Origin of the sequence: Rhizobium jaguaris (genome assembly GCF_003627755.1) — a bacterium.
Classification (GTDB): domain Bacteria; phylum Pseudomonadota; class Alphaproteobacteria; order Rhizobiales; family Rhizobiaceae; genus Rhizobium; species Rhizobium jaguaris.
Genome location: NZ_CP032694.1, coordinates 1741516 through 1754335, shown reverse-complemented (window position 1 = coordinate 1754335; position 12820 = coordinate 1741516). Strand labels below are relative to the sequence as shown.

11 protein-coding genes and 1 tRNA gene are annotated in these 12820 nt (G+C 58.6%); 5 read left to right on the top strand and 7 right to left on the bottom strand.

The genetic code is table 11. The annotated features are described in order from the left end of the window. Positions 1–99 precede the first annotated feature (99 nt). From rlmB to CCGE525_RS08545, 3 genes are all read left to right on the top strand, one after another. Positions 100–1008 (top strand): 23S rRNA (guanosine(2251)-2'-O)-methyltransferase RlmB, encoded by a 909-nt coding sequence (rlmB, locus tag CCGE525_RS08555; protein ID WP_120703904.1) that lies wholly within the window; start codon positions 100–102, stop codon positions 1006–1008. 40 nt (positions 1009–1048) lie between these two features. Further along, positions 1049–1750 (top strand): protease inhibitor Inh/omp19 family protein, encoded by a 702-nt coding sequence (locus CCGE525_RS08550; RefSeq protein ID WP_120706330.1) that lies wholly within the window; start codon positions 1049–1051, stop codon positions 1748–1750. Between the two features lie 216 nt (positions 1751–1966). Next, a complete protein-coding gene (locus tag CCGE525_RS08545; protein WP_120703903.1) occupies positions 1967–2761 on the top strand; it encodes a class I SAM-dependent methyltransferase in 795 nt (264 codons plus the stop codon). Between the two features lie 108 nt (positions 2762–2869). Here the strand turns inward: CCGE525_RS08545 and CCGE525_RS08540 are convergent, their stop codons facing one another. Both CCGE525_RS08540 and CCGE525_RS08535 read right to left on the bottom strand, forming a co-directional pair. Beyond that, positions 2870–3163: a hypothetical protein gene (locus tag CCGE525_RS08540; RefSeq protein ID WP_120703902.1), complete on the bottom strand. Its 294-nt coding sequence runs from the start codon at positions 3161–3163 to the stop codon at positions 2870–2872. Positions 3164–3328: 165 nt separating this feature from the next. Then, a complete protein-coding gene (locus CCGE525_RS08535) occupies positions 3329–3598 on the bottom strand; it encodes a hypothetical protein (RefSeq protein WP_120703901.1) in 270 nt (89 codons plus the stop codon). Between the two features lie 267 nt (positions 3599–3865). Here CCGE525_RS08535 and CCGE525_RS08530 point away from each other — a divergent pair, with 267 nt between their 5' ends. Next, a complete protein-coding gene (locus CCGE525_RS08530) occupies positions 3866–4099 on the top strand; it encodes a hypothetical protein (protein WP_120703900.1) in 234 nt (77 codons plus the stop codon). Between the two features lie 165 nt (positions 4100–4264). Here CCGE525_RS08530 and ftsZ read toward each other — a convergent pair whose 3' ends face one another. Together ftsZ and CCGE525_RS08515 are read right to left on the bottom strand one after the other, a co-directional pair. Next, the gene (ftsZ, locus tag CCGE525_RS08525; protein WP_245472110.1) at positions 4265–5287 is read right to left on the bottom strand and encodes a cell division protein FtsZ; all 1023 of its coding nucleotides are present in this window, start codon (positions 5285–5287) and stop codon (positions 4265–4267) included. Positions 5288–6138: 851 nt separating this feature from the next. Next, positions 6139–6214: transfer RNA gene (locus CCGE525_RS08515), tRNA-Thr, on the bottom strand. 168 nt (positions 6215–6382) lie between these two features. Here CCGE525_RS08515 and CCGE525_RS08510 point away from each other — a divergent pair. Beyond that, positions 6383–7156: an NAD kinase gene (locus CCGE525_RS08510; protein ID WP_120703898.1), complete on the top strand. Its 774-nt coding sequence runs from the start codon at positions 6383–6385 to the stop codon at positions 7154–7156. An 89-nt stretch (positions 7157–7245) separates the two neighbouring features. Here the strand turns inward: CCGE525_RS08510 and prfB are convergent. The 3 genes from prfB to CCGE525_RS08495 form a co-directional block, all read right to left on the bottom strand. Beyond that, positions 7246–8377, bottom strand: a protein-coding gene (gene prfB / locus CCGE525_RS08505; protein ID WP_120703897.1) for a peptide chain release factor 2 whose coding sequence is annotated in 2 segments (ribosomal slippage) — positions 7246–8307 and positions 8309–8377 — 1131 coding nt in all. Because the reading frame shifts where the segments join, the coding sequence is not laid out codon by codon here. Between the two features lie 126 nt (positions 8378–8503). After that, positions 8504–10969 carry a penicillin-binding protein 1A gene (locus CCGE525_RS08500; protein WP_120703896.1) on the bottom strand — a complete coding sequence of 822 codons (2466 nt, stop codon included), beginning with the start codon at positions 10967–10969 and terminating at the stop codon, positions 8504–8506. A gap of 260 nt (positions 10970–11229) precedes the next feature. Next, a complete protein-coding gene (locus CCGE525_RS08495) occupies positions 11230–12480 on the bottom strand; it encodes an N-acetylmuramoyl-L-alanine amidase (RefSeq protein ID WP_414132388.1) in 1251 nt (416 codons plus the stop codon). Positions 12481–12820: the final 340 nt, after the last annotated feature.

The following is a 12820-nucleotide window of genomic DNA, read 5'->3' as shown; positions in this document are numbered from 1 at the left end:
GAGGTTCTGCCAAAAATGACGAAAAAATTTCAACTGACTGCAAAAGCCCACCATCGAAAGAGGACTATGCGCTCAAGGGCGCTCCAGCTATAAAGCCGCATGAGCAAAGACAGAACATCCGGCCGTTCCGGCCCCGAAAACACCACTGGCGATAAGTCGGCCAAGGACACGCATTACGCCACCCTGCGGCGCGCGCATCGCGATGCCAAGCGTGAGCGTGGCGAAATCCCGACGCCGCCGCCCCAAAAGCGCAAGCGGGCCGGCGCGGACGATTGGAAGCCGCCGGCACTGGCTCCCGACCAGGTCTATCTCTATGGCCTGCATACGGTTCGCGCGGCCCTTGCCAACCCCGAGCGGAAGAACATCAAGCTGTCTGCAACGCAAAACGCACTTGTGCGGCTTGAGATCGGACCGGTCGAGGAACTCGGCATTCCCGTCGAAATCGTCTCGCCGCAGGATATCGACAAGGTACTTGGTCCCGAAGCGATCCATCAGGGCGTGATGCTGGAGACGCGTCCCCTGCCCGTCCGCCGCCTGGAGGTATTGAAGGACAGCCCGCTGCTGCTGGTGCTCGATCAGGTCACCGATCCGCATAATGTCGGCGCCATCATGCGCTCGGCCGTTGCCTTCGACGCCGGCGCCGTCATCACCACTCAGCGTCATAGCCCGACCGAATCGGGCGTGCTGGCGAAATCCGCTTCCGGTGCGCTGGAGCTGATACCCTACATACAGATCACCAATCTCGCCGATGCGCTCGGCGAGCTTCACCGGCTCGGCTTCGTCACCATCGGCCTTGATTCGGAAGGGCCGGCACCACTCGAAGGCACGTTTTCGGGCGAGAAAGTTGCCCTTGTCCTTGGCTCCGAAGGCAAGGGGCTGCGCCAGAAAACGCGCGAGACGGTAAATGCGCTGGCGCGGCTCGACATGCCGGGCGCCATCAAATCACTCAATGTCTCGAACGCGGCCGCAATCGCCCTTTATGCAGCGCGGTCTTATCTGAAAACCTAGCGGCACTGGGGCTGCCGCAGCAGATTTGGGGGAATTTGCCTTGATCCGTAGTTTTAGCCTCGCGGCCGCTTCTGCCGCCCTCATTCTCGCCACCGGCCAACCGGCAGGCGCCGTCGATGACGAACTTATCAAGGCGCAAGCCGGGACATGGCTGCTGGCACCCGAAAGCGGCGCCAAGGGCTGCCACCTCACCTTCGAAACCAGTCCGGCGGCTGGCGGCTACGCCATCAACGGCGCGGATGCCTGCGCCGCCGCCCTGCCCGCATTTGTCAAGGCGGCCGCCTGGAATTTCGGCGAGGACGGATCGCTAGCTCTCACCGACGCGACGCAGAAAGTAGTCGCTCGTTTCCAGCAAGAAGAAGAAGGTTCGCCCTGGGAAATCGAAGAGGGCGATCCGATGTGGCTGTTGCCGGCGCTTGGCGATGTCGACCATGTCCCGACCATCGCAAGTGTGGCCGGCACATGGCAGATCCAGCAGCCTGACGGCAAAGCCATCTGCAGCGTCACGCTCTCCAGCGATACCGACCCGGATGGAACACCCAAAATGTCACCGGGCAGCGACTGCCCCGCCGACATAGGCAATCTCAAGCTTTCCCTCTGGGTCATGGAGGGTTTCGGCCTGGTGATGATGGGCACGGACGGCTCTTCGCTCTCTTTCGACATGAGGCCGGATGGCACCTTCCAGAAATCCGAGGAGGAAGAGGGACAACCTATGGTCCTGGTCCGCAAACAGGGCGGTTAAAGCTTGCCGCGCAAAAGCCCTCAGCGGTTTCGCGATAACGACATGCGCAAAATCAAGGATCTAAAGCGCAAGGAGCGAATCCCAGAGATCGAGATGTGCTTTAGAGACTCGATATTCCGCGCGCGGGTTGACGCCCGGGAAATGTGACTATGTTAGGCTAAGCCGGTCCGATCCGGTCATAATTGTCACATATCGGGAAAGCAGGGCAAAGGGCGTATGTTTCTATCGAATATCCGTAAATTCATCTTCCACGAGCTGCGAAGCGTGGAAGGATATATCGATCCGCCGGATGCCCTTGTTTATCTCTCTATTTTGGAACGTCAGCGAGAAAATGACCTGGGCGGCGGTATTGCTGAAATCGGTGTCTATTTCGGCCGCTCTTATTTTCTCCTGAAAAAGATCGCCTCCCCTGAAGATCGTGTGCTCGGCATCGATCTCTTCGATATCGGGGAGATGTCGGATGGCATTTCCGAGCAATACCGATCATTTCTCGAGAATGGCGACCGGCTCGGCCTGCCGGTCAACGAGGACCTGCTCGTGGTCGGGGATAGCGCGGATCTGTCTCCGAAAGATGTATTGAGCAAGGTCGGCGAGGTGCGCTTCTTCAGTGTCGACGGCGGGCACATGCTGCCGAATCTCGTGGCCGACAGCCAGCTGGCAAAGGAAACGACCGCCGATCACGGTGTCATCGTCTTCGACGATACTTTCAATCCCGCCTGGCCGGAAGTCACCGTCGGCGTCGCCGATTTTCTCCGCAACCATGACGGGGCCTTCTCGGCCTTCTGCATGACCAAATACAAGACCTATGTCTGCCGGCGCGAATTTCATGATTTCTATCGCGCAGCAATCCTGCGGGCGCCGCATCTCAGAGCCTTTGACCTGACGGAAACGCAATTTCTGGGGTCCGACGCCATCCGCCTGCATAATCCCTTCGGCCGGCGCATTCTTTATGAATTCATGACTCGCTCGGGTATGAGCGCCATTTCGGAGCGCGCATACCGTTGCCATTAGAGCATAATCCCAAGAAGTGCGAAGCGGTTTTCGGATAAGATCCTGCAAAATCAAATAGCTGGAGCCTGATGACGATTCGAAGAAAATCATCATCCTCTCGAAAACTGTTCAGCGAAGGACAGTCGGCTGCGAGTGCCAGGCGGATTGCTGCCATGGAGAGCGCTCCGTGACCGGGCATCCATCCTGCAGCTTTGACCAGGACGTGACGTTGAGGTTCATCTGGCATTGCGCGAGATAGCTCTTGCCGTCCACGGTCATACAGGCGAGCTCGCCGACCGCGTGCAGCGTTCCGTCCTTGTTTTTACAGTAGCAATTCTGTCCAGCCATCGCCGGTGCGCTTGCAATCACCGCGATCGCAGCAAATGACAATCCTAAGACAAGATGCCTCGGTGCCTTGCGCATGGACGCTCCCTCGCCCGCCTCTGATGGGAGAGAGTGTATGCCTATTTTAGAAGTTGTAAATGTTCATATCTCCAACCGATTCTCAGTCGGAGGTCCGCCCATCATCCTTAGCGTCAGGCATGCGCCCGCCGACGTCAATAGACCTCGCAAATGCGCCAGCGCAGCCTAGTGAATCGCGGGGTCCGCATCGTCAAAGAAACTTCTGATACCATCGCGCGCGATCGTCGCCAGGAACTCGTCGAAGGCCTCCCGGTCCGTCGCGAAGGGCTCTTCCCATTCGATGAGATCCTCCTCCGGCGTGATGACTTCCATGCGCCAGTCTTCCTGAGTGCCCGCCGGACGGAAGATATCGACGAGTACGGTCACGTCGTCCTCGGTAAATTCACCGGAGAGCTCGGAGTGTTCGAGTTTGGGCTTCTTGGGCTTAACGGTCATGTCTTCCCACATTCAGCAATGACGAGAATCACATGTTAGCGATCGGCCTGACCTTTTCAAAGGGCAGTGGCTTTCCAATAGCATGCCGCTGCCGCTGATTTCCTACACCAGCAGCCCAGTTGCGCTTCTTCCAGCCTACATTGAGGGCGGCGACCCGGATGAAGCTCACGTGAACGCAACCGTCAGGCGACGTTCATGCCCTGGGGACTAGCTTTGAATCAACGTCCTCGGAGACGTTGTACAAGAGCAAAATGTTCGGAGACCCCCGTGAACAAGTTCTTCATCGCTTCTGCAATCGCCCTCGCCTCTCTTGCAGCCACAAGCCTTCCCTCCCAGGCCGCCACGGTCGTGGTTACGAACGACAATGGTCCCTATTACCATCGCCATCACTATCATGATCGTGCCGACTGGAATTACCACCACCGTCACTGCTTCACAAAGGTCGTGAAGGAATGGCATCACGGCCATAGGGTCGTTCGGGAAGAGCGTATCTGCCGGTAACGCATTAGGCCCGGCCTTGCGCCGGGCTTTTTCGTGGTAAGCCGACCGCTGCTATGTGTGCTGCCTTAGGATCACGTAGCGCAAGGCCGTCGCGTCCCGCAGAAGCGGTAGACTGGCAGCCTGGACATCCAATTCCATCCTCGCCGCCGTCGAAAATTGCGCGTGCTACTGCAGCGTAGGCTTTTGCTCCAAATCCTGAACGAAGGCGTCCATCGGATCCAGGGGTCGATGACCATCCAATCCAGTCGCCACAACAGACAGACGGAACCTGCCGTCAAGGTTGGGGTCGAAGATTGCACCGATGACGATTTCCGCGTCACCTTGTACTTCGTCCCGAATGCGGCTCGCTGCCTCGTCCACCTCGAAGAGTGTCATATCCGAACCACCGGAGATCGAGACTAGAACACCCTTGGCACCTCTCATTGAAACGTCATTCAGCAAGGGGTTCGCGATTGCCGCTTCGGCCGCTTTCATTGCCCTGCCTTCGCCAGTGGCTTCGCCCGTGCCCATCATAGCTCGGCCCATCCCACGCATGACCGATTTCACATCAGCGAAATCAAGGTTGATCAGCCCTTCCTTGACGATGAGATCAGTGATGCATCCAACCCCGGAATAAAGCACGCGATCGGCAGTCAGGAAGGCATCCTCGAAAGTGGTCTTTGCATCGGCAATGTGAAACAGATTCTGATTGGGAATTACGATGACTGTATCGGCCGCCTGCTGCAGCGCCTCGATGCCAAGATTCGCTGTCTTCATGCGGCGATTGCCCTCGAAGGTAAACGGTTTCGTGACGACGCCCACGGTCAGGATGCCAGCCGAACGGGCGGCTTGAGCGATCACCGGTGCAGCACCCGTCCCTGTTCCGCCGCCCATTCCAGCCGTGACGAAGCACATGTGTGAACCGTGCAGATGATCCATGATCTCATCGATCGATTCCTCGGCAGCCGCGCGTCCAACCTCCGGCAGCGAACCTGCACCGAGACCTTCTGTTACATTTGCTCCGAGTTGGATGCGGCGTGATGCTTTTGATGTCGCGAGGACCTGAGCGTCCGTGTTTGCCGCAATGAAGTCTACACCCGCCAAATTTTCGGCAATCATGTTATTGATCGCATTTCCGCCGCCACCGCCTACGCCAATTACCGTTATGTGTGGCCTTAAGGCTGCGATGCCGCTCTTGGCGTCCGTCATGTTTCACTTCCCTCGTTCATCTTGGTCGCACGTCTATCGCTTCCAACAGCGATTCGCGTCTCATCGTAGAGGCGCAACAAGGCGTTGACGGGGCAAAGGAGTTTGCGCGGCGCGCTAGAAGCCAACCAGTACTCAACGCCATCTTTGCGCCTCATCGGGCCAAAGTCCGGATTTGATCGGGACTTAGGTCCATGTTCAGAACCAACGCTCGTGACGTATTAACATCCGAGGCATGAGAACATGCCTCGGATGTGCAAATCGAATGGGAAGAAGACATGAAAAAGATCGCAATCGCAGCACTGGCGCTTGCAACGGCGTTACCAGCGTCGCCGGCATTCTCTCAGATCTACTTCGAGTACGGGACCGGGCCTCGCTACTATTATGATCGGCCGCCACCACGGTACTATCATTACCCGCCACGCTACGCCTACGATGGCTACTATGACGGCCCGAGATATGACTATGGTCGCCGGTGCTGGACAGAGAGATACTACAGATACAGCTATCACCACCGGGTGGTGCTGCACAGGACCGTTTGCGACTAGCACTCGACACTCCCGGCGCACCGCATCACTATGGGATTTGTGAATCGCCTTTCCTCCGAGCGGAGGCCCTAATGGCTCCCGAGAGGTATGCCGCCGTAGCGCGGCCCAATTCCGCGTTACTCGCTGCTGGATGAGTGGCAGAGTTTTTTCTCGCTGCAACATGTTGCGTGCCGAGATACGGAATCGGCGCCGCCGCGGGGAATGCCCAGAAATCAAGGGAAGCCGAATACAACATGAAACAAGTGCCCCGCCCTCCAATGAGCAGTGCGGGATAACCATAAATTATTGAAATATTTAAGAGATTGATGGTGCCCCCGCCAGGGTTCGAACCCGGGACCCCCTGATTACAAATCAGGTGCTCTACCAACTGAGCTACAAGGGCACATCGGCATGCCAAGTAGCAGATTTTCATTTCCTGTAAAGGGAAAATCGGCCGTTTGGCTTCAGTACCGCAAGATCGAGGATCCCTGCGGATTCACCAGTCTTTGCGAAACGTCTTGTCGCACTGGGTGAATATCATTACCTAGTATGGCTATTCAAAGGACATTGCATGTCACGCGCTTTTCAATCTGTTTGTTTTCTCGCATCGAGCGCTCCGGAAGCCCAGGCCGCGCGCGAAGAATTGATTCGGCTTTACGGCCAGACGCCGCAGGAAGATGCGGATATTGTCGTTGCGCTCGGCGGCGATGGCTTCATGCTGCAGACGCTGCACAATACGATGAACTCCGGCAAGCGCGTCTATGGTATGAATCGTGGCTCCATCGGCTTCCTGATGAACGATTATCGCACGGAATGCCTGGCAGAACGCATCGATGCGGCGGTCGAAAATGCTTTTCATCCGCTGCAGATGAGCACGCGCAACGAAGACGGCAGCACATCCGTCGCGCTCGCTATCAACGAAGTATCGTTGTTTCGCCAGTCCTATCAGGCGGCGAAGCTTCAGGTCGAGATCGACGGCCATGTCCGTCTGCCGGAGCTGATCTGCGACGGGCTGATGGTGACGACGCCGGCCGGCTCAACGGCCTACAATCTTTCCGCCCACGGCCCCATCCTGCCGCTGGAGGCGCCGCTGCTCGCCATCACCCCCGTCAGTGCTTTCCGCCCGCGCCGTTGGCGCGGCGCCCTGTTGCCCAATAAAGTGACGATCGACATCACCGTGCTGGAGGCAGGAAAACGCCCGGTCAACGCCGTCGCCGACAACACCGAGGTCAAATCGGTCGTGGGCGTCAGGATTGCCCAGACCGAAGACACGACGGCGCGCATCCTGTCGGATCCGGACAGGTCGTGGTCGGAGCGGATATTGGCGGAGCAGTTCTCGGATTGAGGATTGCTGGCGCATCGGCGCCAATGCGGAATTCAGCCAACAAAAAAGCCCCGTCTCCGGGGCCTTTTTCGATCAAACAGATCCTGCTCTTAATCCACGTCGTCCACGACCGCATCAGCCGCACCGCTGATGCGGTGGGCGAGGGCTGCTTCCATGAACTCGCTGAGATCGCCGTCGAGTACGTCATCCGGGGCTGTGCTGGCGACGCCGGTGCGCAGATCCTTGACGAGCTGATAGGGCTGCAGGACGTAGGAGCGAATCTGATGGCCCCAGCCGATGTCGGTCTTCGAGGCGGCTTCGGCGTTGGCAGCTTCTTCCCGCTTCATCAATTCCGCTTCGTACATGCGAGCGCGCAGCATGTCCCAGGCCTTGGCACGGTTTTTGTGCTGCGAGCGTTCCTGCTGGCACTGCACGACGATACCGGTCGGGATGTGCGTAATGCGCACCGCCGAGTCCGTTGTATTGACGTGCTGGCCGCCGGCGCCGGACGAACGATAGGTGTCGATGCGGCAGTCGCTTTCATTGATCTCGATCTGTATCGAGTCGTCGACGACCGGGTAGACCCAGATCGACGAGAAGGAGGTATGACGACGGGCGTTGCTGTCATAGGGCGAGATGCGCACCAGGCGGTGAACGCCCGATTCGGTCTTCAGCCAGCCATAGGCATTGTGGCCCTTGACCAGAAGCGTCGCCGATTTGATGCCAGCTTCTTCGCCGTCATGGACTTCGAGCAGTTCCACCTTGAAGCGCTGACGCTCTGCCCAACGGGTGTACATGCGCAACAGCATGTTCGCCCAGTCCTGGCTCTCGGTACCGCCGGCGCCGGAATGGACTTCCAGGTAGGTGTCGTTGGAATCGGCCTCGCCCGACAGCATGGCTTCCACTTGCCGGCGCGCAGCCTCCGCCTTCAAGCCCTTGAGAGCCTCTTCGGCCTCGCGGACGACGTCGGCATCGCCCTCTTCCTCGCCAAGCTCGACCAGCTCGACATTGTCGGCAAGCTGACGCTCAAGAGCGCGCACGCCGTTGATGCCGTCATCAAGCTGCTGGCGCTCGCGCATCAGCTTCTGCGCTTCGGTGGCATCGTTCCAAAGGGTCGGGTCCTCTGCCTTGTTGTTCAACCAGTCCAGTCGTCTTACCGCCTGATCCCAGTCAAAGATGCCTCCTCAGCAGGCTTATGGCCTGCTTGGTTTCGTCGACTACATTCTCGATTTCCGCTCGCATATTCCCGCTTCTTTATTCGGCCGTTCGCTATGAACGACTGTTCGATTCAAAGAGTGCTGGTGACATAGTTACACATGCCGCGAGTGTAAAGCCCCGCGGCAAGATCATTGGAGAAATCCGATGAGATCAGAAGAGGCCGCCCGCACCTGACGTGACCGCCTGGTTGGCCTGCGGCGAGGTCTTCAGAATTTCCTCGGGCGCGACCTGCGCCGACGCATCGCCACCGCCGATGACCGTGTAGGTCGTGGCCGGGCCGGTACCGGGCTTAAAAGCCTCCATGATGGCGTCTGGATCACCGGGCTGCGCGGCCATGCCGGTCGCGCGGTTGACGGCCATCATGTTCATGCCTGCCGGGACCTGGAACTTCTGCGGCGGCTGATCCTTGGTGGCAGCCTGCATGAACTCATTGAAGATCGGCGCGGCGATCGAGCCGCCGGTCGCGCCGCGGCCGAGTGTATTGGGCGTGTCGTAGCCGATGTAGAGGCCGGCGACGAGGCTCGGCGTAAAGCCGACGAACCAGGCATCCTTCTCATCATTGGTCGTGCCGGTCTTGCCGGCGACATCGGTATTAAGCTTCACCTTGCCGGCTGCCGTGCCTCGGATGACGACGCCCTGCATCATCGACGTGACCTGATACGCAGTCATCGGATCAAGCACCTGCTCGCGATTGTCGGCGATGACGGGCTCATCCTGGTTCTGCCAGTCGCCGAAATTACAGGTGTCGCAGACACGTTCCTCGTGCTTGAAGATGGTCGCGCCGTAACGGTCCTGAATGCGGTCGATCAATGTCGGCTTGATCTGCTTGCCGCCATTGGCGATGACCGAGTAGGCGGAAACCATGCGCAGCACCGTCGTCTCGCCGGCGCCAAGCGCCATGGCAAGCACTGGATTCATATGGTCGTAGATACCGAAGCGTTCGGCATATTCGGCGACCAGCGGCATGCCCATATCGGCGGCGAGACGCACCGTCATCAGGTTGCGCGAATGCTCGATGGCGAAGCGCAGCGTATGGGCACCGCCGCCCTCGCCTTCATAGTTCTCCGGCTTCCACACCTGCCCGTTGCTGAGCGTGATCTGGAGCGGATCGTCGAGAATGACCGAAGCCGGCGTATAGCCATTGTCCATGGCCGCGGCGTAAACAAAGGGCTTGAAGGACGAACCCGGCTGGCGCTTTGCCTGGGTGGCGCGGTTGAACTCCGATTGCGCATAGGAGAAACCGCCGACCATGGCGAGCACGCGGCCGGTATGCGGGTCCATCGCGACGAGGCCACCTTGGACCTTCGGAGGCTGGCGCAGGCGATAGGTGCTGGAATCGGCATCGCCGGTCTTCTGGACGTAGATCACATCACCAGCGTTCAGCACCCCGCTCGGCGATTTCGCCGTCTTGCCGGCATTGGCCGAGCGATAGGCCCAGCGCATGTCGGCGGCGGCGATCGTACCACGCTTGCGGTCACCTGCGACCTTGCCGGCGGCGTCGACATCCGGCTGCAGGCCGATATCGACCGTCTGGTCGGAGACCGAGAGCACGACGGCCAACTGCCATTCCGGCACATCGCTCAACGTGGGAATCTTGGCGAGCTCCGGACCCCAGTCCTGCGAGGTCGCGATCTGCTTGATCGGGCCGTGGAAGCCGCGGCGCTCGTCATAGTCGACGAGACCGTCCTGCAGTGCCTTACGCGCTTCCAGTTGCATTTGCGGATCGAGCGAGGTGCGTACCGAAAGTCCGCCCTCATAAAGCATCTTCTCGCCGTATTGGTCGATCAACTGGCGGCGAACTTCTTCGGAAAAATAATCCGAGGCGAAAAGCGACGGGCCGTTCTTCGGCGGCACGACGCCGAGCGGCTGCTTCTTGGCGTCCTCGCCGTCGCTTTGGCTGACATAGCCGTTCTCGACCATGCGGTCGATAACCCAGTTGCGGCGGGTCATCGCGGCGTCGGCATGGCGGAACGGATTATAGTTGGACGGACCCTTCGGCAGCGAAGCGAGATAGGCCGAATCGGCAATGGTCAGCTCATTCACCGACTTGTCGAAATAGGTGAGCGCAGCACCGGCGATACCATAGGAATTGAGGCCGAAATAAATCTCGTTGAGATAGAGTTCGAGGATCTTGTCCTTGCTGTAGGTCTGCTCGATGCGGAAGGAGAGGATCGCTTCCTTGATCTTGCGGTCGAAGGTCTGGTCGGCTGAAAGCAGGAAATTCTTGGCGACCTGCTGCGTGATGGTCGATGCGCCGACAAACTTGCGGCCAGAACCGATGTTCTGGAGGTTGACGGCGACGGCGCGCATCAGGCCACCGACATCGACACCGGGATGATTATAGAAATTCTTATCTTCTGCTGAGAGGAAAGCGGCCTTGACGCGGTCGGGAATGGCCTGGATCGGCAGGAACAGGCGGTTTTCCCGCGAATATTCCTTCATCAGCGCACCGTTGCCGGCATGAATGCGGGTCGTCACCGGCGGCGCATATTTCGCGAGAACCTCGTAGTCGGGCAGATCTTTGGAGACGACGCTCAGATAAATAGCCGCAGCCGCAGCCGCACCCAGGAACAGGATGCAGCCCAGCCCAAAGAAATATCCAATCAGTCTGACCATATGATGCTACCGGTGCTTCTTCTTCATGCGGCGCGTGCGCGAGACCATCGCACATTCACGGGCGTTTTGCACGCTCACGGTGTTAATGCAAGACGGCAACGGCACAAAGCCGTGCATGCCGCCTGCGGGCAAACAATACTTTGCTGTAACGGCGCGAATGTGAGCAAAATAGGGCCCGCCGCCAGTATTCCTCACTTCGTTCCTGCCTATAAGCAATCGCTGTTACATGGAAGACACGAACGGCGCCCATCTCCCTTGCCTCACCCGCCGTTCGCAATGGTCGAAACGCGATATTGTTTCACGGCCTCGGTCAGCCGGTCGGCCAATTTCTGCCGCCAATCAGGATCGAGCAACAGCTTCTCATCATCCTTGTTCGAAAGGAAGCCAAGTTCGAGCAAAATCGATGGAACGTCGGGTGCTTGCAGCACGCGGAAGCCGGCATGGCGATGCGGATTGTTGATCATGGAGATCTGGCCGTTGAACGAGGTCAACACGTCCTGCGCCAGCGATATGGAAAAAGCCTGGGTCTCGCGCCGCGTCAAATCCATCAGAATATCGGCGACGGCAGCGGGCTGGGTCTGCGTGTCCGCACCAGCGAGCTGATCGGAATTGTTTTCGCGATCGGCAACTTCGCCTGCGAGCTTATCGGAGGCCTTGTCGGAGATCGTGTAGACAGTGGCGCCTCGGATGTCCTTTTGCTTCAGCGTGTCGGCATGCAGCGAGATGAACAGCGTGGCATGGTTCTGTCGAGCGATGGTCACCCGCTGTGACAACGACAGATATTCGTCCTTGTCGCGGGTCAGAAAGGCCTTGACGCCGGGCTGGGCATTCAGCTTGTCAGCCAGGAGCTTGGCGAAGGTGAGCGTAATTTCCTTTTCCTGCGTGACCCCGTCGCTTGCCGTCGCGCCAGCGTCGATACCGCCATGACCGGCGTCGACAGCCACGAGAAAGGAGCCTGGATCGGCCTTTTCCATCGGCGCCACCGGACCTACATCCTTTGCGGTGTCATCGTTGGTCCAGCTCTGCTGCTTGATCAGCTCCGCAAATTGCTCGGCAGGCAGCATCTCGGCGTCGAGTACGAGGCGATGCCCCTTACCGCTTTCGTCGGGCTGCACCTTGGCCATGACCAGTTTCACGGGCTTTGCCGCCGTCAGCACGATGCGGGCACTGTCCTCATCCATGGTGCCGTAGCGTATATCCTTGAAGAGGCCGACCGGCTTCAGATCAGCGGCCGGAAAGCCAAAAGCCGTTGCCGGAAGATCGATGACAACGCGCACGGGGTTGTCGAGATAATGGACCGAGAACGTCGGCTCGCGATCCATATCGATGACGATTCGGGTGCGGGCATCGTCGCCGGCAATACGCGCACCATAGGCGAGCAAGGGATCGGCGGCGGCCATTGCCGTCACAAGCGGCGAAAGGATTGAAAGAGCCGTCACTGCGAGGGCCGCTGCTGCAATTCGCAAAGCCCTCACGCTGTTCTCCGTCGCATGCCGCAATCCCTTTAACAACTGCTCACTGCGCCCCATATCGATTTCAACGTAGTTTTTGAAGTCCAAAAATAACGGGAAAACCAATGGTGATGCGATAGTGCCGATGTGATGGCGCGCCGGGAGAAGAATCGGAAACGCCGTCCCCGCATCTTCATCACACGACGAATCCATCAATATTATGGCATACTTGGCTTTCCCCTTGCTATTGTGACAGATAAAACATACAACGAATATGAGGGTAGAAGTGTTGACGGGATAGAGTCGCCGCAAAGGCAGCCGCCTCGAGTAATAGGCGCCATAAGCGGCCGTCATCCGCCGTCTCCGGTGCTTCTGCTCCCATAGTGGATATCTGAATTTC